Source organism: Caminibacter profundus (assembly GCF_054657155.1).
Map to the genome: position 1 here is coordinate 686,450 of NZ_BAAHXC010000001.1, position 18,855 is coordinate 705,304.

The following is an 18,855-nucleotide window of genomic DNA, read 5'->3' on the forward strand; positions in this document are numbered from 1 at the left end:
CATATTAATATGGCTAAAAAAGAAGCAATTACTGACTTTTGGGTGTATGAATTATTAAAAGAAGCTAATATAAATCTTGAACCACAAGGAAGCAGCATAAAAGAAATTGATGATGCATTAAAAACTGCTTCAAAAAATATGACTAAAAAAGGTGGAAAACCAGAATTTGTAGGAGCTGTTAAAGATTTTTTAATTGTTATAGAAAATAAAAAAGATTTAGATAAACACATAAAAATTGAAAATAATGTAATTTCTCAAAATAAAGAAGATATTAAAAAATATGCAGTAAATGGTGCATTATGGTATGGACTACATTTAATAAAAAACACCTCTTATAAAAAAGTTCTAGCTTTTGGAGTTAGTGGAGATGAAAAAAGACACAGAATAACTCCTATATTTATCAATGAAAGAGGTGATTATAAAATTTTAGATGATGTAGAAAGTTTTATTTCATTTAATGAAAAAAACATTCAAGATTATTATATTAGAGAAATTTTAAAAGAAAAAACAGATTATGATAAAGAATTACAAGAAATTTTAAAAGATGCAAAAGAATTGCACGAAGATTTAAGAAATTACGGAAATTTAAAAGATATTGATAAACCTTTAATAGTATCAGGAATACTCCTTGCATTAAGAGAAAAAGAATACAGCAATTTTTCTATTAATGATTTAACAGGCGATAAAGTAAAAACAGATGGTGAAAAAATACATGAAGCAATACAAGCACATTTAAAAAGAGTAAATGTTTCACCAGAAGTAAAAAGAGATAAAATCCTATCTCAATTCTCTATTATTAAAGATATGAAAATCTTAAATGAAATAAATCCAACTTTAAATAAAACGCCTCTTAAACATTTTACCGAATTTTTAGATGAGAGAATTTATAAATCAATTAAATATTCAAAAACCTCAGAAGATTATTTAGGAAGATTTTACGGTGAATTTATGGCTTACAGTGGAGGAGATGGTCAAACATTAGGAATTGTATTAACTCCAAAACATATTACTGACTTGTTTTGCGATTTAGTTGATATAAAGCCAAATGATGTAGTATTAGACCCAACAGCAGGAACAGGTGGATTTTTGATTGCAGCAATGCACCATATGCTAAAAAAAGCAAAAAATGATACACAAAAACAACATATAAAAGAACATCAGCTTTTTGGAATAGAACTTCAACCTTATATGTTTACAATAGCAACTACAAATATGATATTAAGAGGGGATGGAAAAAGCAACTTAATTAATGAAGATTTTCTTAAAATAAAGCCAGAAGAACTACAATTATGGGGAGCAAATATAGGATTTATGAACCCACCATATTCACAAGGAAGTAAAAAAAATCCTGAATTATACGAAATTTCGTTTATTGAACACTTATTAAATTCTTTAACTATTGGAGGTAAAGCAGTTGTAATAGTTCCTCAATCTACAATGACTGGAAAAACATCTATTGAAAAAGGAATTAAAGAAAATATATTAAAAAAACATACATTAGAAGGAGTAATTACACTCAATCCCGATACTTTTTATGGTATAGGTGTAATGCCAGTTATTGCCGTATTTACTGCTCACAAGCCCCATCCAAAAGATAAATTGGTAAAATTTATAGATTTTAGAGATGATGGATATATAGTAAATAAACATATAGGACTTATAGAAACAGAAGCAGCAAAAGATAAAAAACAACATCTACTTGATGTATGGTTTGATAGGATAGAAGCTCCTACTAAGTTTTGTGTAAAAACTACAATACAGCCTAATGATGAGTGGTTACATAGCTTTTATTATTTTAATGATGAAATTCCAACATATGAAGAATTTGAAAAGGTCGTGAATGGTTATTTAACATTTGAGTTTTCTATGATTATGCAAAATAGAGAGTATCTTTTTGATAAAACTACTATTAATGAATTAAAAAATTTACAATATAAAGAAATACCAAAACTAAAAGAGGTGGAGTGGAGGGCTTTTAAAATAGAGGAAATTTTTAAAGTTTCTAAAGGAGAATATTTACATAAAAAAAATATAATTGAAAATGGAAAAACTCCTTATATTACCGCTCAAGCGATTAATAATGGAGTTAAATCATTTATAGGTAATAAACCAAATTTTAAAGGTAATTCATTAACTGTTGAAAAAGTAAAATTAACAACTTTTTATCAACCATATGACTTTTATTGCTCTCACGATGTAAGTGTATTACAACATAAAAAATTAAACAAATTTAACTCTTTGTTTATCTCTTCTATGATAAATAGACAAGGCTTTAAATATTCTTATGGAAGACAAGCTCAGATGAATGTAGTTAAAAGAGAAACTTTATTTTGTCCAATCAAAAATAACCAACCAGATTGGGAATATATGGAGCAATTCATAAAAAATATAATTTATAAAAAATTACAAAAATTTTTAAATTACAAAAACTTTTAATATTGCTTATAAAACCCATTCTCCAAAATATTTTTTTTATATTTTTTAAATGTCTCGCTCTCTTCTAAAAGCTCTTCAACAACTCTTGTAAAAGCAATTTGTTTCTCACTTGCTATTGCTCTTAAAACATCAAAAGTAAGCTCAGTAACTGCTGGATGTATTGTCGTTTTTTTATAAGCAATATCAATCTTTTTTCTACTCATTTTCCCTCCTTAAAATTCATCTAAATAGTTATTTGTATAGTTTGCAACTTTTTTTTCTTGCAATTTAGCTCTAACTTGTTTTTGTGTTTTTCTCAAAAATCTAATACCAAGTAACTCACCTAAAAAAGTGTTATAAACTCCACAGTCCCACAAATGGTTATCAGCTGTTGGATTAACTTTATCCCACTTATAAACTTCTCTACCTTTTTTATTTATTTCAACTATTTTATGTTCGCTTGTATATTGTTTTGCAAACACTTCATCAGTGTTTTTATGTAGTGTAAAAATATTATCTCCTCTAATTTCGCCTTCTTTTTCTTTTATTTTTAAAGACCTTGTAATAGAGTTATAAAGCATATCTTTAAAATATTCAGTATTAAGCGTATAAACTTTTAAACCAGTAGCAATAGTAATCCCATCTTTTTCTTTCATTGCATCACCAGTAGTCCAGGGATTTACCATTTTATCTTTACCTTTCACAGGAATACAAACATCGCTATTCATTGCACAAAATTCATATACTTCTGGAGCGTTATATCCACTATCTATTGCACAAACTTTTACAAAATATTTATTGCCTCTTTTATCTAAATAATAAGTCCTAAATAAATCTTCTAAATCACTCCAATTTTCTACTCTTCCGTATCTAATTACATGTTTTTTATTCCCATACCCTAATGCTCTTATCTCATACCAAAAGTGGTCTTTTTGCACATCCACACTCATTACTAAAAATACTGTATCATCAGGAACAATTCCCTCATCTAAATCTATTTTTAACTCAAATATTTTTTCATAATCCTGCTCTTTTTGTGCTTTTTCAAAGACTTTTGCATTTCTTGTATTTTCCCAAACTTTCATATATTCATCAATTCCATATTTCTCTTGCTGTCTAAGTGCTTTTAAATATTCTTTAAAAATAGCATTCCAACTAATCCAACCAACAGGAGAATAATAACTTGGAAGCCTATACCCCCTTTTACTTGCTTTTGGATTATGTGCTATCCACTTACCCTTAGCTAACATTTCACTTTTTGCACTTTCATCTATCAATTTTTCACATTTAGGACATTTATATTTAACATCTCCTTTAAGTTCATAAGTTTCTTCATCATAATCAAACACAAAATTTTCTTTTTCAAATGTTATATACTCTCCACAATGTGGACAAGGCAGGTAAAAATGTCTTTGGTCACTTTCATTAAACTCTTTTTCAATGTTACTTGCACCTTTTATTGTAGGAGTGGAGTTTATATAAATCTTTCTATTTGCAAAAGCATCAGTCCTTTTCTTTAAAAGCTCAACAGGATTACCCTCTCCTCCAACATCAAGTGGCCATCTATCTACATCATCCCCAATAACAACTCTTCTACTCACACTTGCAAAAGTAGATTTTGTTTGTGCCCATCCAAATTTAATATTTCCACCAGGAAACATAAGTTCAAGTGTGCTACTCCCTGTACTATTTCCTTTTGCTTTTGTAATTTTATTTGCAAGTCTCGGCATCTTTTCAATTGATGGCCAAATTTTAGTTTTTGCATGTGTTCTTGCTATATCTTCTGTATGCAATACCATTAACATTGGACAAGGATGTAAATCTGCATAATAAAATAAAACATTATTAGATAACTCAGTAAATCCTAACTGCACTCCTTTTATTACAACCACTTCTTGTGTAGGACTTTGTGGAGATAATTCATCCATAATTTCTTTAAGGTAAGGTGTCCTACTTGTTCTCCATATTCCAGGCTCTGCACTCCCTTCACTCGGCAAAACTCTATATTTATCAGCCCATTCACTTACTGTTAAATTTTCTTTTGGCTTAATTGCTTCTAAAAAGCCTTTTTTAAACGGCATTCTCAATGTCCCTTATCACATCCTCTAAAATATTGCTAATTTCACTTTCAATTTTATTTCTTATCTCATTACTATCTTTACCAACAAGCTCATCACTAAGTCTTACAGGCATTGCATAAAGTGCGTCTTTTAATTTTTTACCAATCTCAAAAGCCTGCCTTTCAACTTCATCTTTATCAACTACAAGCCCTTTTTCTTTTTTAAGTTTAAATTCTTTTAGCTCTGCACTCGCAAGTTTATCTCTCAAATCTGGCGGAAGCTGTGTGCGGTCAATATCTTCAAATGCCCCTGCGGTAATTTCAATTTTGCCGTGTTCTATCATCCACTTTATTGCTTTACTAATGGGAAAAACTCTTCTTCTTCCAAGCATCTCATAAGGAAGACCATCTTTTATCCAATCGGTAATTGCCCTTTGAGACACATCAACTACTGGTAGTTTTGATAAAACTCCAACCGAAACTAAAATATCATTGTCGTTTGTTAAATCTAATGTAATTTTTCCAGCCATTTCCCCCTCCTACTTCAAGAAATAAATTTTAAGTTCTTACATTAATTTACAAATTTTCATTGTTTGAATATTTGAAGCTAAAAAAATCATTTTGTGTGTATAAAATTTGGGCTCAAAATGAATCGCACCACCTAGAACCCCTAGACAGAACCTATTAAAATTTAAAGTTTTTAAATGCATTGTCTATTCTGTTCCTTATTATTTGTTCCGCTTCTTTATTAGCTTTTTTTAAAAATTCTTTTCGTCCTAACATCTGAGTAGGTGAAATTGTAGTTACTGGATGTATATTTATATTTCTATCAGAGTCTGTAAATCTTGGATCATCTTTTTTTAGTCTTTTAAATAAAGTTCTTCCTTTATTTCCAACAAACCAAGTTTTCAATCCTCTTGTTTGTAAACTAATTCTTTTCCCTCTTATAATTTCTATACTCTTAGCTATTTTTTGTTTTTCAACTATTGTGACTCCACCATCTTTTCTATATATTTTTCTATTCTCTAATTTCGCAAATCTAATCATATTTAATCTACTTGACCTAATCTCTGCTTTATATTCTAAATTTGAATTTGTTGCTTTTTTTTCTTTAATAAATTGATTAAAATATGATTGGCTTTTAACTTTATATTTTTTATACGCTTCTTTTTTTAAAACACTTAAAAATTTTTTACCAGCCCTATTTATTGTTTCTTTAACATAAGGTAACATTTTTCCATTATTAGACATAAGTTCCAAAGTCTTTAATAATTCTTTATCTTCAATTTCAAGCTTAAAATCTATATAAGGTGTTTTACCCATCACTCCCCTTTAAATTAAAATAAATTCCCAACAAAAACAAAGCAATAAAAAACAGTTCAGTTAGCACTCACATACCTTTCAACTACTTTTATCGCTTCATCTGCTCCATAACAAACAACCGCTAAATACCCAAGCTTATTAAGCCTCTCAATCCACTCTTTTTGCTTTTCACTCACTCTTCCGCCCTTTTTTCTTTTCATCTCGATATAAAGTCCGTGATACTTCTCATTTGGAAGTGGAATACAAATATCAGGCACACCTGCACTAACTCCCTCTGCTTTTAAATTTTTAGCTTCTATTGCATTTCTACTACCACCATTTGGTATTGCATAAAAAGGTATCTTTTTTAATTTAAGATACCTTGTAAAAGCTATTTGCTCAGCTCTTTCTGTTGGGGGGTTAGTTTTCACTTATTTGCTCCAAAAGTTCTGGATTTTCATAAATATTTCCTATTACCTTAATAACTTCAAGTGGAATATCTTCAAAAAGAAAAATACCGGTTTTTGCGATTATGCAAAAGTAAGCACACTCTTCATCAAAAACAACTTTCCCTATTGCACCTGTATCAATTTCTACTATATCATCCTCATAAATCTCTTTTCCATTTTTGTCTTTTAGTCCTGTGTATTGGCCTATGCTTTCACTTACCACTTCAATATTTTCACCAAGTTCATAGCTATTAATATAAACACTTTCATAATCTTCACACTCTCTTCTTGTTACAAAATCACCTATAATCCATCTATTTAATTCTCTTGAATATCCCTTAAATTTAATTTCTCTCATTTTACCTCCTCAAAATCTTCATCTGTTACATGCTCTTTTGCTAACTTAATTGCCCTTTGTGTTGCCTCAGCTTTTGCTTCTTCACTTGCTTTTAGAGATTTTATAAGATTTTCAATCTCTTTTTTTAATCTTTCGTTTTCTCTAACAAAATCCACTCTTAACTTTCTTATTGCTTCTAATGTAATGTTATAAGCTTGTCTCTCTGTATAAAGTCCCAATTTATTAAGCAGTTTTTCTAACATCTTCAAGCTCCTTAATTAAATTAAATGGAAACTTATTTGCTAATTTTTTAAATTCAATAAGTCCCTTTTTATTTGGAAACACATCTGCAACTAAATCACTTGCATATTTAATAGAATTAATTGCTGTCTCTTTATCTGTGCTATAAACTGCTTGTTTTGTTAAAAACTCCAAATCCTCAACTAAATTAATTTCTTTTGTTAAATTAAACATCTTAAAATAAGCCAAAACTACAATCGCAACTATTGCTATATCTGTTGTTTTGCTTATATCATCTGGAACTCTTTTTAAAAGAAAATTTCTAATTTTTTCATTTACAAATATCTTTTTTATATTGTCTAACTTTTTATAAACTCTTTCTAAAATAAAATCAGCCTGTGTTTTGTCTTTTATGCTTATTTCGTTTGTATTTTCATAAGTTACTTTTAAAAAAGCATAAGCCATTAAAAGTAATGCTCTTTCTTTTTTTTGTTGTTTAGTCATATCAAATCCTTTAAAGTGGTATCTCAGGCATATCAATTTGTGTAGGTGTAATTTCCCTAACAGGTTCAGGAAAAATCTCATTTATATGTATCTCATTTACAAAAGGTTTTCCTAACCTATTTTTATCACAAATTAAAATTCTTGCATTTTCATCAATTATTGGATTACCTGTTTCATCTTTTTTAATTTTCCCTTTTTCATCTTTTAAAAACTTAAATCCAAGACCAAATACTAAATCAGCATCATACTTTTGGTCCCCACTCTCTTTTAAAACTAAACGATTTTCTTTAATTGCTTCTTCGCTTATCTGATTAATTAAGATTATTGTTACTCCTAATTCTCTTACTAATTCTGATAATTTTTTAGAAATATTACTTGCAGCCTCTTTTGCTGTTTTATCGTTTGTAACTATTTTCATACGACTATCAATTATAAAAAATCTTGCTTTTTCTCTATAATGCAAAAGTTTAATATCTCTTATTAAATCATCAAGTTTTGGACTTGCTTCTTCTGGAAGAATTAAATTTTCAAGCTGTTTAGGCTCTACAAAAGTTTTTATCATCTGCTTATAAACTCTATACAAGATAACTTCACTCATCTCAAAATTAAAATGCACTACTTTTTCACTTTTTGCAATATTTAAAGCCAATCTCATAAGTGTGGTTGTTTTTCCTACATAACTTTGAGCTGCAAATTGCACCATCACTCCAACAGGCATACCGCCAAGATTTTCATCAAAAGCTCTTATGTAAGTCTTTACATACTCAAAATCAGGCATCTCTTTTTTTAAGAACTCTTTTAAGCTAATAGTCTTAATATCTTTTTGTTCTTCAATTATTTCAAGAAATTCAAGCTCTTTTTTAAGTTTTATTTTTTTGTATTCGATTGCTTTTTTAGTTTCGTTATTTAGCTTTGCTAATTCTCTTAAAGCATCATAATACTCAATCTCTAAATCAAGTTTTTCAATATCATTATTTGCTTTTAAGATTTTAAATTTTAGTTCTTTTATTTTTTTCTCAATAAAATTTATTTCACTGCTCATATTACTTTCCTTAAAAGAATTTTTTCAGCAATTACCCCAAGATAAGTTTTAATTGGATTGACTTCTAACGCACCAGTTGATAAAATTTCAATACATTCAGATTTTTCATTTTCGTTTAGCAGATGGATGAATGCTTCACTAATTATCCAGCATTCATAACATCCATCAGCTCTTACAGTCTCTATCTCTGTAAGGGCTTTTTTAAGTATGCTAATATGAGCTGGTAAAAACAAATGGCTTTTAGAGGAGATTATCTCTTCTATTAGTCTTAACCTTTCATTGTTTTCTTCTGGGATATAACTCTCAATTAGAAGTCCAGCTAATATTGCTCTTTGATAAGCTAAAATTTCTTCGTCCATATTCACTCCTTAATAAAACGATATTGAAGGTCTATCAAGCATTACTCCATATTCAGGCTTACTATCAGATTCTTTATCTCTATACTGACCTTCAATAACTTTTATGATATTAGTATCGTTTTCGATTAACCAATCAAACTTCATCTTCCAGTTGTTTTTATTTTCTCCTCTAAGGAATGAACTAAACTCTAACTCTTCTAATGCTCTTTTGAAATCTTCTAAGAAGTCTTTATTGTTTTTTATTCTTCTCTTTAACTTTCGTTTTCTCTCGTTAGATAGTTTTTCTACTTTTGGTAAATCAAACTTCTTTGCAGACTCATTCCAAACTTTGACAAAAGTTTGAAAGTCGCTTGTCGACTCTTCTTTTTCTTTTTTAGATTTTTCTTTTTCTTTTATATTTACATTTTCATTTACATTATCATTTACATTTACATTGCTTCCATCTTGCTTATTATTTGCTTCTAAGGTTGCTTCTTGTTTGCTTTCATCTTGCTTATTGTTTGCTTTTTCTTTGTTTGCTTTTTTGATTTCAGCACCCTTTTTTCCAGCTTCATATTTTTTATTACTTGCTTCAAGCGTTGGTTTAGCCATCATAAATATAGCTTTTGCGGTATTAGGTAATTCATCTGATATATCTTTTCCATTAAACATAAATTCAAAAATCGCCTTATAAGCATCAGCTCTTTGCGCTTTTGGTAATAATTCAATTGCTTCATAATAACTTCTATAAAAAACAAAACTATCTCTCATTTTTCACCCTTTTTTGTTATAATTTCACTGCGATTATTTTAAAGTGGTTAAACTTAATTTTCTCAACAACAAATTTGAATTGCGATGGAGTTTCCCTTAAATCTTTTAGAAACTCTTTCGCAAACTCTATTGCACTTTTTTTATCTTTTACAAATGCTTCAAATGTATATGTTTTCATTGTTGCTCCTTTTTAAGTAATTCATAACTTGCTTCAATCAACTTAGCAGTTCTTGGTGCAATGTCTTCAATCAACTTATCAGCTATAACCTGCAATGCTAAATAATCAGCTTCACTAATAAGCTCATCTTCAAACATTGCTCTACTTGCATAATGTAGCAACATACCAGTGCCTCTGATTTCTCTTTCTATGTATTCACTATCTAAAATAGTTGAAGTAGCTTGTGACATAATTGCTCCTTGACTGTAGTCTTAATTTACATTTATAAGTGAATTATATAAAATATTTATACAATAAGTCAAGGATTAAGTAAATTTATTTTACAAAAGATAGTTAAAAATGTAGTTAAAAAATACAAAAGAAGAAGTTATTTTTTTAACTCCTCTAATAAAGATACAATCATTGCAGCTTTATCAGCTTTTTCTTTTACTTTTTCAAATTCTAAAAGTAAATTCATAAATTTAATAGCCCATTCAGGTGGATTATTTTTGCTGCTCCAATTTCTAACGGTTACATCATTTACTCCCATTCTCTCCGCCAACTCCTTTTGAGTTATTCCTAATTCCCTACAAACTTTTTTAACGATGTTTTCTTCATTATCTTTACAATATCCAAGCTCTTTTAATGTAGGTAACCAATAATCAAAATCTTTTTCTTTGCCTTGACTCCAATATAATTTTTCATCCTTATTTTGTTCCAACCATATTTCTAATGCTTCATTTGGCTCTATATCTTCTTTTAGATTAGATACCCAATATGAAAAAGCACTAAATATAGCACCAAAAGGATTAGTCTCATAAATATCAAGTATTTTGTTGTTTTCTTTTAGCCATTTATTTAGTCTTTTAAAAAAGTCACATTTATGCATTATCCAGTATTTATATGTTTTGTTCATTTTAAATCCTTTTTTACTAAAATTATACTTAATTCACTCAGGAGAGCCCCCTTTGATATAATTGTAAAAGCGGAACACAACTAAAAGGAGGCTCACTTGAATGTTTTCTTGGCTTGAAAATCTTGATAAAAAAAGGTGGTGGAATATGATTATCATTGTTGGATTTGTATTTGCAATACTTTTTGGTACAAAAATTATAACTATTATTGACCCACAAGCTGGTTTTTTAATTTCAGTTGGTCTTTTATTTGTTGGTATTGGTGAGGGAGCTAATCATAAAAAAGTTATCGAATACACAATTGGTAAAGAGGTTTATTATAATCCATTTTCAAAAACTATTGAGGGTGAATCTCCCACAATGAAAATTCCAAAAGGCTACATTTATAAAAGAGAGCCAATATTTATTGGACTTTTATTTGATTTTATTGGTGTAGCTTTAATTGTTATTGGACTTGTTAAACTTATTTAATCCCTCACTCTTAAAAACTAATTCTTTGCTTTCAACAAACTATAATTAGAATTATTAATTTTTACTTTCCCAATAACTTCTATTAATCCTAAATCTTTAAGCTCTGTAATTCTTCCACTAATTGCGTGGAGCGGTTTTTTTAGTCTTTCTGCTATTTTTATAGATGTAGCAGTTCCAAGCTCTAAAAGAGTTTTGTATACTTCTTGTTGTCTTGTTGTTAATTCTGGTTTTATATTTTCATATGCTTCTAAACTCGTCTCAGCCATTCTTCTCATCTCTTATCCTTTAAAATGGAATACTATCTTCATCTATATCCATAGCTGGTGGTTGAGCTTGTGATGCTTGGAATTGTTGTGGTTGCTGGTTGTTGACTTTTTCATTAGCTGTTGAATATTCAAATTTTTTGATACTTAATCCATCTTCACCATTTTTCTTTTTATATGGGGATATTGTGATATATAGATATTTATTTAGCAAATCATCAGTGTTTAATTTCTCAATTCCATCATCCCAAACTTTTACAGCTTTTGCTAAAAGTCCTAATTTCCATAACATTTTTTCAGTAAGTGGGAAAAAGTCAGAAAAGATAAAATTGTGTTTATCTTTAAAAGTAATTTTTAAAACATCATTGTTAAATTCATCTTTTGTCTTTTCTATTGCATCAATTTTCACTAAATGTCTACCTTCACCTAAAAAAGAAGTTGTTTTTACATTGCTCATATTGATTATCATTTTTATGCCCCTTTTTCTAAAACATTTATCACATATGCATTTATTACACTTCCAAACAGAGTATCAATAGCTCTTTTTAATGCTCTTGTTTCAGCCTTTGCAACTAAAAAATGTAAAGGTTTCCCTTTCATTTCATCTGGCTCTACAATTCCCATTCCATCAGCTTTTCTCAAAATATTATTAATTTGAAGTATTAATATACCTCTAACTAACACATACTCTTTTTTTATTTCTGTATCTGTTATTTTCCATTGATAACTAAGTGGCGTAGAACTTAAAATTTTTAACATTCCATCTCGTTTAGCTTCCCAAGTTCCATTAATCTTTACAAAATCACTTTCTTTTAAAAGTTTATATGCTTCTAATTTCACATAAGAAATTATTTGTTTATCTTCTTGATTTGCAGGAATTAAGAGTGCGCCTGTTTGTTCTTCAAACTTAATATCAATAATTTCTTTCTCCATTATCTAATCCTTAATGTTTCAATTTGTTCAAGTGTTGCACCTTTGATTATTAGACCATTTTTTAATGCTTCTTTTAATTTTTGTTTATCAATTTCAATTTTTGGTATTTTAAATTCATCAGGAATTTCATTTTCATCGTTAATTATTAATTTTGGTGGTGTAGGTGCAAAATAAAATGTTGCTTTTGGTGTTTTTAATTTTTCAATTCCTGCACTTTTTAAAGCTAATTCAAGTAACGTTTTTAGATTTTCTTTATTTTTTTGAATAGTTTTTTTTCTATTTTGAAGTCTTTTAATTTCCTCATCTAAAAATTTAATATCACTATCAAGTTTTTGTAATACAATTCTTGTATTATCTGCCTTGTCTTCTAACTTTATTTCAAGTTCATTAAACAACTCTGTTAAAGTTTCAATATCATCGCTATCGCTTGCTAATTCATATAATTTTTGAAATTCATCAGCTATTTCAAATAGTTTCATTTTTTATCCTTTTTATGTTATAATCAAATTGAGTTTTTTTAATTAATTTTTGAAATCTTTTAAAATTTTTCACCTCCAAATATTTTTTTTATTTTTATAAGCAATCCATCTATCAGCTGCAATTAACACCGCATATCCTAACCCCCAACCTGCAATCATTCCATACCAAAAATCCATTATCACTCCTTAATAATTGCTTGGATACTTCCAATTATCATCTTTTATAGATTTACCTTCTAATCTCTTTAATTTTGCTTTTACTACTTGTGCAACTTGCATCACCTTTGCTTTAAGTTCAGCTTCTTTTTTTACATTATCAACCTCAAAAATCATTATCACTCTACGCATTTGTTCTCCTTTTTTCCATCCATTCTATAATTTCATCTTTTGCAAAAAAGACTGCATTATTACTAACCCTACAAGGTTTTGGAAAATCTTCAAATTTCCTTCTCCATACTTTAATAGTTCCTGGTTTAATTCCTAATATTTTTGCTGCTTCTTTTTGATTTACATATATTTGCTCTGTTTGTTTTTCTTCCATTTATACTCCTTGTGTTAGATTTAAGAGAGGGTAGATAAAAAATTTGGGGCAGTTAGAGTATTAAATGATGAAAACAATGAACCTTGGTTTGTTGCAAAAGACTCAGAATTTCCAAAACCTTTAAAACCAAAAAACTCTACCCTCACCTAAACCTAACAAACTCCCACCCCTGCCTGAGAGTTTGAGATCTTACCACCGCTTGGCTTGGGAGCGGCTGTATTTTCAATCATCTCACAACCCTAAACCTTTTTTGTTATAATGTCGATATGTGTATATAAGGTTGTTTATATGTGTAATTATAGGACAAAATTGTCTTATTGTCAAGACTTTTTTGGGATGAAAGGACAAAAAATGGATAAAATTGGAGAAAGAATAAGACAAAGAAGGGAGACTTTAAATATAAGCCAGGAAAAACTGTCTGAATTAGTTGGAGTTTCTCCTAAAACTTTACAAAGAATTGAAAAAGGTGAAAATGATATTAAAGTTGGATTACTTAGAAAAATTGCTGATGCTTTAGAAATTAATTTCCATGAACTTATAGGAACAGAACCAATCAATTTTCAAAAAACTAAAGCAAAAAGCATTGGAACAGTAGCTCAATCAATGACAATTAATTCTCAAATAACTCAAACAGGCATAAAAAATAATACAAGACTTGAAAAGGCAAAAGAAGTGCTTAACAATATAGAAAACAATCACAAAGCAGATGTAGTGAATGTGCCTTTTTATGAGGATATATATGCAAGTGCTGGAGCTGGTGCTTACAATGAAAACATAACTCCAACTAATAATTTAACATTTTCAACAAATTTTCTAAAAAATATGCTAAATATTTTAGATTATACAGGTTTGCATATTATCACAGCAGTTGGAGATAGTATGCAGCCTACTATCTGCGATGGAGACAAATTATTCGTATTACCTTTAAAAGATTACGACTTAAAAGATGGTGGAGTTTATGTAATATCTACTCCTTTTGGTGTATTAGTTAAAAGAGTATATATCTATCCAGTGGAACAAAAAATAATTTTACACTCTGATAATCCAGAAATAAAAGATGAAGTATTACAAGGGGAAATAATGGAAAAAATTAAGTTTATTGGAAGAGTTGTGGGAATATTAAGAAATAGAATTTAAAGGATAAAGGGTGAAATTTTTAAAAGCATTAGTAGCTTTTTTTGTTTATTATTTTATAATTTTGTTTTTTATTACAATCATCACTCCTGAATCCATTTTAAAAAGTTCATTTGGAGTCATTCTTTTTTTTGTTACATTAGGATTAGCTATTTATATCGCAATCAAAGCTTATAAACTTAATACATTATCATTATTTAAAATTTTTAATCATAAAAAGAAAAACTCTCAAATACAAATTGAAAAAGAAGTAGAATTTATTAAAAATTTAAGTAAAAATCGTTCAACTTATTCATCAGACTCAAAATTTGCATTTCCAAAAAACAAATCTTCAAAAGAAACACAAACATCAATAAACAAAGAAGCCGATATTGAAATTATTTATGAAAAAGAAAATGGAGAAATAAGCCAAAGAAAAATTAAAGTAAATAAGATAGATAACAAATATTTATACGGATATTGTTTTTTGAGAAATGAAGATAGAACTTTTAGACTTGATAGAATAAAAAAATTAATAGATTTAACTACTTTTGAAGTTATCACTAATAAAGAGGGAATTATTGATTATTTACAAACAATGTTTAGTGAAAATGAGTTTATAAAAGAAATTCAGACAAATAATAAAAATTATATTGGTGAAGGATATTTTTATGGAAAAGTTGACTTAATAATAGCTGATGTAAATAAAGATTTTCATATTATATATAAAGATAATTACGAATTTGATGCAGCAGTTATAAGAGTTGGAAAATCTTTATACGATGATAAATTAATGCTTTTAATAAGAAATTTAGATACTGATGAATTTGCAAGTTTATATGTAGATAAAATAATAGAAATGTATGATTTAACAACTGGTGAAGTAATATCAAATATTAGTGAATATTTTGAAAAAATATATGAAAAAGAGTATATAAAACACCTTGAAAAAGAAGCAAAAAGACAAGAAAAAGAAAAAATAGAAAATTTTATTGATAAACATTTAGATTTATTAAAAATGCTTATTTATATTGCTAAATCAGACGGAACAATTAATTCAAAAGAAAAAGATATTTTAATAGATACATTAAAAACATATTTACCAGAAATTCCAGAGCCAAATAAAATAATTGATAAAGTTTCAAAAAACCATCTTTACTTTAATAGCTATAATTCTTTCGCTCATAATGCAAAAAGAATAATGGAGAACTATCCAGAAATAAATTTTTTGGAATATGCCGAAAAAATTGTATCAACTCAAAAAAGTATACATAGTGATGAAGAAAAAATACTAAATTATCTCTCCAAATACTACAATCGTGATTACCAATTAAAACATGAGCTAATATCAAAAAAACAAAGAGTATTTTATAATGAACCTTGTCCTCATTGTAACTCAACTCATACAATTAAAAAAGGAAAAAGAGAATATAAAAATTACACTGCACAAAGATACGAATGTCAAGATTGTGGAAAAATTTTTAGTATTAAAATAGAAGAAAAGGATGATAATGAGAAATAATTATCAATTTAATGAAGCTGATACTATTCAAAATTTAGCTCATCATATTGATATACACAATTATTATGTAGAAAAGAATTCCCCAAAACAAAATATTAATTTTAAAGGAGTAGTTCTTCATAAAAAAATGAATGAATTTGTCATATTCCTGGGAATATATCTAACTTTTGCTTTTACTTTTGGACTCATGTTTACTAAAAATCTATATTTATTTATAAATAAATTTATAAAACTATCTGATGCTTTTTTACCTATAATTTATATTATAGTTTTAGTATCGTTTATTCCTATCCTCATCCTAATAATGGAAAAATTACGCAAAAAAAATCAAATAGAAATATTTGAAGATACATTTAAAATAGAAAAAGGGAAATATGGGAAATTTAATTATTCAAATATTTTTAATTGGAGGATAGATGATAAAAAAAGAAATAGAGTGATTTTAAATATAAAAAACCCTGACAAAAATATTGTTTTTGATAGAAGAATAGACTTTTCAAGTGAAGCAGAAGCAATAATATTTAGTGAAATATTAAAAGATAAAATTTTAGGTGAAGACAAATAATTAAAGATTAAAGGTTGTGTAAAGGAAAAAAGAAACTATTAATAATCTTCTTTACATTAAATACATACAATTATATAATATTGGAGCTATAAATGAAACAAAAAAGAAATTTATTCAATAAAACAAAACCACCATATAATGAATACAAAAAAAGGCATAAAAAATACGAAAATTTAGATACATTTATTGATAAAAAAACTTTTGAAAAATTAATAATTTCAGAGTGTGTATATTGTGGTTTCAAGCCAAATGGTAAAAAATCTTGGAATTCAATAGATAGATTTAACTCAAATAAAGGCTATAATAAAGATAATATATATCCATGCTGCAAACATTGCAATTATGCAAAAGGCAGTTTAGAATTTAATATGTTTAAAGAATGGATTAGTAGAATATCTAAACACTTTATAAATAAAAGAGGAATTTGGAATGAAAAATAAATTTTTAATAAAATTAATATTATTAATATTTCAACCATTCCTTTTAGCCTTTACAAGCAAATACACACCTGACTTAAACAATTTTCTACAACCTATTAAATGTGATTACACACTACATAAAACAGCCTTTGATATTTGCTACTCTTGCAAATATAAACATCCTTTAGCAGTTACTTACATATTAAAAGGTGACCTTGTTAAAAAGAAAATATCTCGTAAAGGCTTACGATTTAGACCAGATTACAGTCTTCCAGCAAAATGCAGGTCCTACACAAAAGATTATTCTAAAACAGGATACGATAGAGGACATTTAGCAAGTAATGCAAGTTTTGATTACAACAGAGCAATACAAAAACAAACTTTTCTATTAAGCAATATAGCTCCGCAAAGACCTAAGTTAAACCGCAGATACTGGGCAAAGGTAGAAAAGTTTACTCGTTATCTTGCAGTTAAATATAAAGAGATAGAAGTTGTTACTGGGGTATGTGGGAGTAAAGGATATATTAAAAATAAAGTAGGAATACCTGCTTACTGGTATAAAATAATATACATTCCCAAAACTAATAACTATGTAGCATTCCTTGCTCCTAATACAAATACAGGAATGAGTAAGGCTAAATTAAAAGAATATAGAGCTACATTAGAAGAGATTAGAAATAAATGTGAATATTAAATTAATTTTCTAAAAACTTCTCCCACCATTTAAGCATTTCTCTCCTCTCCTCTAAAAAATCACTTCTCATATAAGCACGAGTGACTTTTGAGCCTATTACATGAGCAAGTTGAGTTTCTATTACTTCCGCACTAAATCCATGTTCTTTTTGTTTTTCATAGCAAATTGTCGCAAAACTTGCTCTAAATCCGTGTGCAGTATGATTAAACCCTTTACTTTTAATTAATTTACCAAAAGTATTATCCGACATTTTTACATTATAATCTCTTCCAAAAAAGATTAATCCTTTTTTATTAGGTTTAAACATAGCCATTTTATTTAATATTTCAATTAACTTATCTGTTAAAGGTAATCTAAACTCTTTTCTTGTTTTCATTTGCTCTTTTGGAATTATAATTATGTTTTTATCCCAATCTATCCACTCCCACATTAAACCTCTAACATTTCCTGGACGTAAAGCAGTTAAGGCTAAAAAATGCAATGCTAAATAAGTTTTTTTATACTCTACATCTTTAAAGAGCTCTTTATACATTTCTTTAAATTCTTGCTCATTAAGGATAGCTTGAAAATTTTCTACTTCTCTTTTAGGAAGTATTGCATTAATATCAATTGCAGCAGTTACATCTATCTCAGTATAATTATTGTGTAATGCAAATCTATAAATCTCTCTTAAAATAGAAAACACTCTTCTTGCAGTTTCAATCTTATTAGTTTTTTTAGTGTTAGGGGTATGCTTATTGGGTACACTTTTTATAACCTTTACAATATCTCTTTTTGTAATTGCATCTATAAGCTTATCTCCTAAATCTGGTAATATATAATTTTCTATCCTGCCTTTTTGTTTTTTAAAATGTGTTTCGCTAACTTCTTTTTGTTTTTTATCTAAAAAATCTGCTATAATATTTTTGAATAGTTTTTCTTCTTTTAGTTCCTTTTTTGCTTGTCGCTCAGCAACTGGGTCTATACCATCTAATACCTTTTGTTTAACTTCTCTTGTAATAGCTCTTGCTTGTGATAATGTTACTGCTGGATAATCGCCAACTGTATAGGTCCTTTCTTTACCAAATAACCTATACTTAATTCTCCAAACTTTCCTACCTGTTGGCTTAATTTCTAAATATAATCCATCCCCATCGAATAACTTATACATTTTATCTTTTGGCTTTGCTCTTTTAATTTTTGTATCTGTTAAAGGTATCGCAACTCTGGGCATTTTAACTCCTTTTAGGGTATAGTTCAACAAAAAAGATCTTTTAAAAGGTATTATACCCCAACCTATCCCTTTAAAGCAAATAGATAGTTATATATTTTTATAGACACTAATATA

28 protein-coding genes and 1 pseudogene are annotated in these 18,855 nt (G+C 27.9%); 8 read left to right on the forward strand and 21 right to left on the reverse strand.

What is annotated here, in order from left to right; genetic code table 11:
- Nucleotides 1-9: 9 nt before the first annotated feature.
- Nucleotides 10-1,896: pseudogene (locus ACYQ1U_RS03535) on the forward strand (HsdM family class I SAM-dependent methyltransferase); the annotation flags it as partial.
- Entirely contained in the window at nt 1,873-2,436 is a 564-nt protein-coding gene (locus ACYQ1U_RS03540; protein WP_459886383.1) for a restriction endonuclease subunit S, read from the forward strand. The pseudogene ACYQ1U_RS03535 and the gene ACYQ1U_RS03540, both read left to right, overlap by 24 nt.
- Here the strand turns inward: ACYQ1U_RS03540 and ACYQ1U_RS03545 are convergent.
- From ACYQ1U_RS03545 to ACYQ1U_RS03610, 14 genes are all read right to left on the reverse strand, one after another.
- On the reverse strand, nt 2,433-2,639 hold the full coding sequence (locus ACYQ1U_RS03545) for a hypothetical protein (protein ID WP_459884381.1): 207 nt from the start codon (nt 2,637-2,639) through the stop codon (nt 2,433-2,435). The two genes, ACYQ1U_RS03540 and ACYQ1U_RS03545, sit on opposite strands and share 4 nt — an antisense overlap.
- Nucleotides 2,640-2,648: 9 nt before the next feature.
- Complete coding sequence (locus ACYQ1U_RS03550) at nt 2,649-4,496, reverse strand: phage terminase large subunit family protein (protein WP_459884384.1); 1,848 nt, start codon at nt 4,494-4,496, stop codon at nt 2,649-2,651.
- A complete protein-coding gene (locus tag ACYQ1U_RS03555; RefSeq protein WP_459884386.1) occupies nt 4,486-5,004 on the reverse strand; it encodes a DUF1441 family protein in 519 nt (172 codons plus the stop codon). The genes ACYQ1U_RS03550 and ACYQ1U_RS03555 overlap by 11 nt, the downstream gene beginning before the upstream one ends.
- 154 nt (nt 5,005-5,158) lie before the next feature.
- On the reverse strand, nt 5,159-5,797 hold the full coding sequence (locus tag ACYQ1U_RS03560) for a hypothetical protein (protein ID WP_459884388.1): 639 nt from the start codon (nt 5,795-5,797) through the stop codon (nt 5,159-5,161).
- Between the two features lie 56 nt (nt 5,798-5,853).
- Entirely contained in the window at nt 5,854-6,207 is a 354-nt protein-coding gene (locus tag ACYQ1U_RS03565) for a VRR-NUC domain-containing protein (protein WP_459884390.1), read from the reverse strand.
- A complete protein-coding gene (locus tag ACYQ1U_RS03570; RefSeq protein WP_459884392.1) occupies nt 6,197-6,583 on the reverse strand; it encodes a YopX family protein in 387 nt (128 codons plus the stop codon). The genes ACYQ1U_RS03565 and ACYQ1U_RS03570 overlap by 11 nt, the downstream gene beginning before the upstream one ends.
- Nucleotides 6,580-6,825, reverse strand: a complete 246-nt coding sequence (locus ACYQ1U_RS03575) for a hypothetical protein (RefSeq protein WP_459884395.1) — start codon at nt 6,823-6,825, stop codon at nt 6,580-6,582. The genes ACYQ1U_RS03570 and ACYQ1U_RS03575 overlap by 4 nt, the downstream gene beginning before the upstream one ends.
- Nucleotides 6,806-7,306, reverse strand: a complete 501-nt coding sequence (locus ACYQ1U_RS03580; protein WP_459884398.1) for a hypothetical protein — start codon at nt 7,304-7,306, stop codon at nt 6,806-6,808. Before ACYQ1U_RS03580 ends, ACYQ1U_RS03575 begins: the two co-directional genes overlap by 20 nt.
- A 10-nt stretch (nt 7,307-7,316) precedes the next feature.
- A complete protein-coding gene (locus tag ACYQ1U_RS03585) occupies nt 7,317-8,348 on the reverse strand; it encodes a DnaB-like helicase C-terminal domain-containing protein (RefSeq protein WP_459884400.1) in 1,032 nt (343 codons plus the stop codon).
- Nucleotides 8,345-8,707, reverse strand: a complete 363-nt coding sequence (locus ACYQ1U_RS03590) for a hypothetical protein (protein WP_459884403.1) — start codon at nt 8,705-8,707, stop codon at nt 8,345-8,347. The genes ACYQ1U_RS03585 and ACYQ1U_RS03590 overlap by 4 nt, the downstream gene beginning before the upstream one ends.
- A 9-nt stretch (nt 8,708-8,716) precedes the next feature.
- Nucleotides 8,717-9,457 carry a DUF6291 domain-containing protein gene (locus ACYQ1U_RS03595; protein WP_459884405.1) on the reverse strand — a complete coding sequence of 247 codons (741 nt, stop codon included), beginning with the start codon at nt 9,455-9,457 and terminating at the stop codon, nt 8,717-8,719.
- Between the two features lie 16 nt (nt 9,458-9,473).
- Nucleotides 9,474-9,635: a hypothetical protein gene (locus ACYQ1U_RS03600; protein ID WP_459884407.1), complete on the reverse strand. Its 162-nt coding sequence runs from the start codon at nt 9,633-9,635 to the stop codon at nt 9,474-9,476.
- The gene (locus ACYQ1U_RS03605) at nt 9,632-9,865 is read right to left on the reverse strand and encodes a hypothetical protein (protein ID WP_459884409.1); all 234 of its coding nucleotides are present in this window, start codon (nt 9,863-9,865) and stop codon (nt 9,632-9,634) included. Before ACYQ1U_RS03605 ends, ACYQ1U_RS03600 begins: the two co-directional genes overlap by 4 nt.
- 137 nt (nt 9,866-10,002) lie before the next feature.
- Nucleotides 10,003-10,530, reverse strand: coding sequence for a helix-turn-helix domain-containing protein (locus ACYQ1U_RS03610; protein ID WP_459884412.1), 528 nt, complete (start codon nt 10,528-10,530; stop codon nt 10,003-10,005).
- A 100-nt stretch (nt 10,531-10,630) separates the two neighbouring features.
- Here ACYQ1U_RS03610 and ACYQ1U_RS03615 point away from each other — a divergent pair, with 100 nt between their 5' ends.
- The gene (locus ACYQ1U_RS03615; protein ID WP_459884415.1) at nt 10,631-10,999 is read left to right on the forward strand and encodes a hypothetical protein; all 369 of its coding nucleotides are present in this window, start codon (nt 10,631-10,633) and stop codon (nt 10,997-10,999) included.
- Between the two features lie 17 nt (nt 11,000-11,016).
- Here the strand turns inward: ACYQ1U_RS03615 and ACYQ1U_RS03620 are convergent, their stop codons facing one another.
- The 6 genes from ACYQ1U_RS03620 to ACYQ1U_RS03645 all read right to left on the reverse strand — a co-directional run bounded on the left by ACYQ1U_RS03620 (nt 11,017) and on the right by ACYQ1U_RS03645 (nt 13,215).
- The gene (locus ACYQ1U_RS03620; protein ID WP_459884417.1) at nt 11,017-11,274 is read right to left on the reverse strand and encodes a helix-turn-helix domain-containing protein; all 258 of its coding nucleotides are present in this window, start codon (nt 11,272-11,274) and stop codon (nt 11,017-11,019) included.
- Between the two features lie 10 nt (nt 11,275-11,284).
- Nucleotides 11,285-11,731 (reverse strand): hypothetical protein, encoded by a 447-nt coding sequence (locus ACYQ1U_RS03625; protein WP_459884419.1) that lies wholly within the window; start codon nt 11,729-11,731, stop codon nt 11,285-11,287.
- 2 nt (nt 11,732-11,733) lie between these two features.
- Nucleotides 11,734-12,195: a hypothetical protein gene (locus ACYQ1U_RS03630; protein ID WP_459884421.1), complete on the reverse strand. Its 462-nt coding sequence runs from the start codon at nt 12,193-12,195 to the stop codon at nt 11,734-11,736.
- The gene (locus ACYQ1U_RS03635; protein WP_459884423.1) at nt 12,195-12,674 is read right to left on the reverse strand and encodes a siphovirus Gp157 family protein; all 480 of its coding nucleotides are present in this window, start codon (nt 12,672-12,674) and stop codon (nt 12,195-12,197) included. Before ACYQ1U_RS03635 ends, ACYQ1U_RS03630 begins: the two co-directional genes overlap by 1 nt.
- A 186-nt stretch (nt 12,675-12,860) precedes the next feature.
- Nucleotides 12,861-13,022, reverse strand: a complete 162-nt coding sequence (locus ACYQ1U_RS03640; protein ID WP_459884425.1) for a hypothetical protein — start codon at nt 13,020-13,022, stop codon at nt 12,861-12,863.
- A complete protein-coding gene (locus ACYQ1U_RS03645) occupies nt 13,015-13,215 on the reverse strand; it encodes a helix-turn-helix transcriptional regulator (RefSeq protein ID WP_459884427.1) in 201 nt (66 codons plus the stop codon). The genes ACYQ1U_RS03640 and ACYQ1U_RS03645 overlap by 8 nt, the downstream gene beginning before the upstream one ends.
- Before the next feature lie 351 nt (nt 13,216-13,566).
- On the opposite strand from ACYQ1U_RS03645, the gene ACYQ1U_RS03650 reads away from it, so the two are divergent.
- The 5 genes from ACYQ1U_RS03650 to ACYQ1U_RS03670 all read left to right on the forward strand — a co-directional run bounded on the left by ACYQ1U_RS03650 (nt 13,567) and on the right by ACYQ1U_RS03670 (nt 17,528).
- Nucleotides 13,567-14,352 carry an XRE family transcriptional regulator gene (locus ACYQ1U_RS03650; protein WP_459884429.1) on the forward strand — a complete coding sequence of 262 codons (786 nt, stop codon included), beginning with the start codon at nt 13,567-13,569 and terminating at the stop codon, nt 14,350-14,352.
- Nucleotides 14,353-14,362: 10 nt separating this feature from the next.
- Nucleotides 14,363-15,850, forward strand: coding sequence for an IS1/IS1595 family N-terminal zinc-binding domain-containing protein (locus ACYQ1U_RS03655; protein ID WP_459884431.1), 1,488 nt, complete (start codon nt 14,363-14,365; stop codon nt 15,848-15,850).
- Entirely contained in the window at nt 15,840-16,415 is a 576-nt protein-coding gene (locus ACYQ1U_RS03660) for a hypothetical protein (protein WP_459884433.1), read from the forward strand. Before ACYQ1U_RS03655 ends, ACYQ1U_RS03660 begins: the two co-directional genes overlap by 11 nt.
- 92 nt (nt 16,416-16,507) lie before the next feature.
- Nucleotides 16,508-16,855, forward strand: a complete 348-nt coding sequence (locus ACYQ1U_RS03665) for a hypothetical protein (RefSeq protein ID WP_459884435.1) — start codon at nt 16,508-16,510, stop codon at nt 16,853-16,855.
- Nucleotides 16,845-17,528 carry a DNA/RNA non-specific endonuclease gene (locus ACYQ1U_RS03670; RefSeq protein WP_459884437.1) on the forward strand — a complete coding sequence of 228 codons (684 nt, stop codon included), beginning with the start codon at nt 16,845-16,847 and terminating at the stop codon, nt 17,526-17,528. The genes ACYQ1U_RS03665 and ACYQ1U_RS03670 overlap by 11 nt, the downstream gene beginning before the upstream one ends.
- A gap of 1 nt (nt 17,529) precedes the next feature.
- Here ACYQ1U_RS03670 and ACYQ1U_RS03675 read toward each other — a convergent pair whose 3' ends face one another.
- On the reverse strand, nt 17,530-18,741 hold the full coding sequence (locus tag ACYQ1U_RS03675) for a tyrosine-type recombinase/integrase (RefSeq protein WP_459884440.1): 1,212 nt from the start codon (nt 18,739-18,741) through the stop codon (nt 17,530-17,532).
- Nucleotides 18,742-18,855 lie beyond the last annotated feature (114 nt).

Bases quoted from the DNA above. Each gene is read 5' to 3' on its own strand.
- ACYQ1U_RS03540 (WP_459886383.1), top strand. From the start codon at position 1,873: ATGCAAAATAGAGAGTATCTTTTTGATAAAACTACTATTAATGAATTA.
- ACYQ1U_RS03545 (WP_459884381.1), bottom strand. From the start codon at position 2,639: ATGAGTAGAAAAAAGATTGATATTGCTTATAAAAAAACGACAATACAT.
- ACYQ1U_RS03550 (WP_459884384.1), bottom strand. From the start codon at position 4,496: ATGCCGTTTAAAAAAGGCTTTTTAGAAGCAATTAAGCCAAAAGAAAAT.
- ACYQ1U_RS03555 (WP_459884386.1), bottom strand. From the start codon at position 5,004: ATGGCTGGAAAAATTACATTAGATTTAACAAACGACAATGATATTTTA.
- ACYQ1U_RS03560 (WP_459884388.1), bottom strand. From the start codon at position 5,797: ATGGGTAAAACACCTTATATAGATTTTAAGCTTGAAATTGAAGATAAA.
- ACYQ1U_RS03570 (WP_459884392.1), bottom strand. From the start codon at position 6,583: ATGAGAGAAATTAAATTTAAGGGATATTCAAGAGAATTAAATAGATGG.
- ACYQ1U_RS03575 (WP_459884395.1), bottom strand. From the start codon at position 6,825: ATGTTAGAAAAACTGCTTAATAAATTGGGACTTTATACAGAGAGACAA.
- ACYQ1U_RS03580 (WP_459884398.1), bottom strand. From the start codon at position 7,306: ATGACTAAACAACAAAAAAAAGAAAGAGCATTACTTTTAATGGCTTAT.
- ACYQ1U_RS03585 (WP_459884400.1), bottom strand. From the start codon at position 8,348: ATGAGCAGTGAAATAAATTTTATTGAGAAAAAAATAAAAGAACTAAAA.
- ACYQ1U_RS03590 (WP_459884403.1), bottom strand. From the start codon at position 8,707: ATGGACGAAGAAATTTTAGCTTATCAAAGAGCAATATTAGCTGGACTT.
- ACYQ1U_RS03595 (WP_459884405.1), bottom strand. From the start codon at position 9,457: ATGAGAGATAGTTTTGTTTTTTATAGAAGTTATTATGAAGCAATTGAA.
- ACYQ1U_RS03600 (WP_459884407.1), bottom strand. From the start codon at position 9,635: ATGAAAACATATACATTTGAAGCATTTGTAAAAGATAAAAAAAGTGCA.
- ACYQ1U_RS03605 (WP_459884409.1), bottom strand. From the start codon at position 9,865: ATGTCACAAGCTACTTCAACTATTTTAGATAGTGAATACATAGAAAGA.
- ACYQ1U_RS03610 (WP_459884412.1), bottom strand. From the start codon at position 10,530: ATGAACAAAACATATAAATACTGGATAATGCATAAATGTGACTTTTTT.
- ACYQ1U_RS03615 (WP_459884415.1), top strand. From the start codon at position 10,631: ATGTTTTCTTGGCTTGAAAATCTTGATAAAAAAAGGTGGTGGAATATG.
- ACYQ1U_RS03620 (WP_459884417.1), bottom strand. From the start codon at position 11,274: ATGAGAAGAATGGCTGAGACGAGTTTAGAAGCATATGAAAATATAAAA.
- ACYQ1U_RS03625 (WP_459884419.1), bottom strand. From the start codon at position 11,731: ATGATAATCAATATGAGCAATGTAAAAACAACTTCTTTTTTAGGTGAA.
- ACYQ1U_RS03630 (WP_459884421.1), bottom strand. From the start codon at position 12,195: ATGGAGAAAGAAATTATTGATATTAAGTTTGAAGAACAAACAGGCGCA.
- ACYQ1U_RS03635 (WP_459884423.1), bottom strand. From the start codon at position 12,674: ATGAAACTATTTGAAATAGCTGATGAATTTCAAAAATTATATGAATTA.
- ACYQ1U_RS03640 (WP_459884425.1), bottom strand. From the start codon at position 13,022: ATGCGTAGAGTGATAATGATTTTTGAGGTTGATAATGTAAAAAAAGAA.
- ACYQ1U_RS03645 (WP_459884427.1), bottom strand. From the start codon at position 13,215: ATGGAAGAAAAACAAACAGAGCAAATATATGTAAATCAAAAAGAAGCA.
- ACYQ1U_RS03650 (WP_459884429.1), top strand. From the start codon at position 13,567: ATGGATAAAATTGGAGAAAGAATAAGACAAAGAAGGGAGACTTTAAAT.
- ACYQ1U_RS03660 (WP_459884433.1), top strand. From the start codon at position 15,840: ATGAGAAATAATTATCAATTTAATGAAGCTGATACTATTCAAAATTTA.
- ACYQ1U_RS03665 (WP_459884435.1), top strand. From the start codon at position 16,508: ATGAAACAAAAAAGAAATTTATTCAATAAAACAAAACCACCATATAAT.
- ACYQ1U_RS03670 (WP_459884437.1), top strand. From the start codon at position 16,845: ATGAAAAATAAATTTTTAATAAAATTAATATTATTAATATTTCAACCA.
- ACYQ1U_RS03675 (WP_459884440.1), bottom strand. From the start codon at position 18,741: ATGCCCAGAGTTGCGATACCTTTAACAGATACAAAAATTAAAAGAGCA.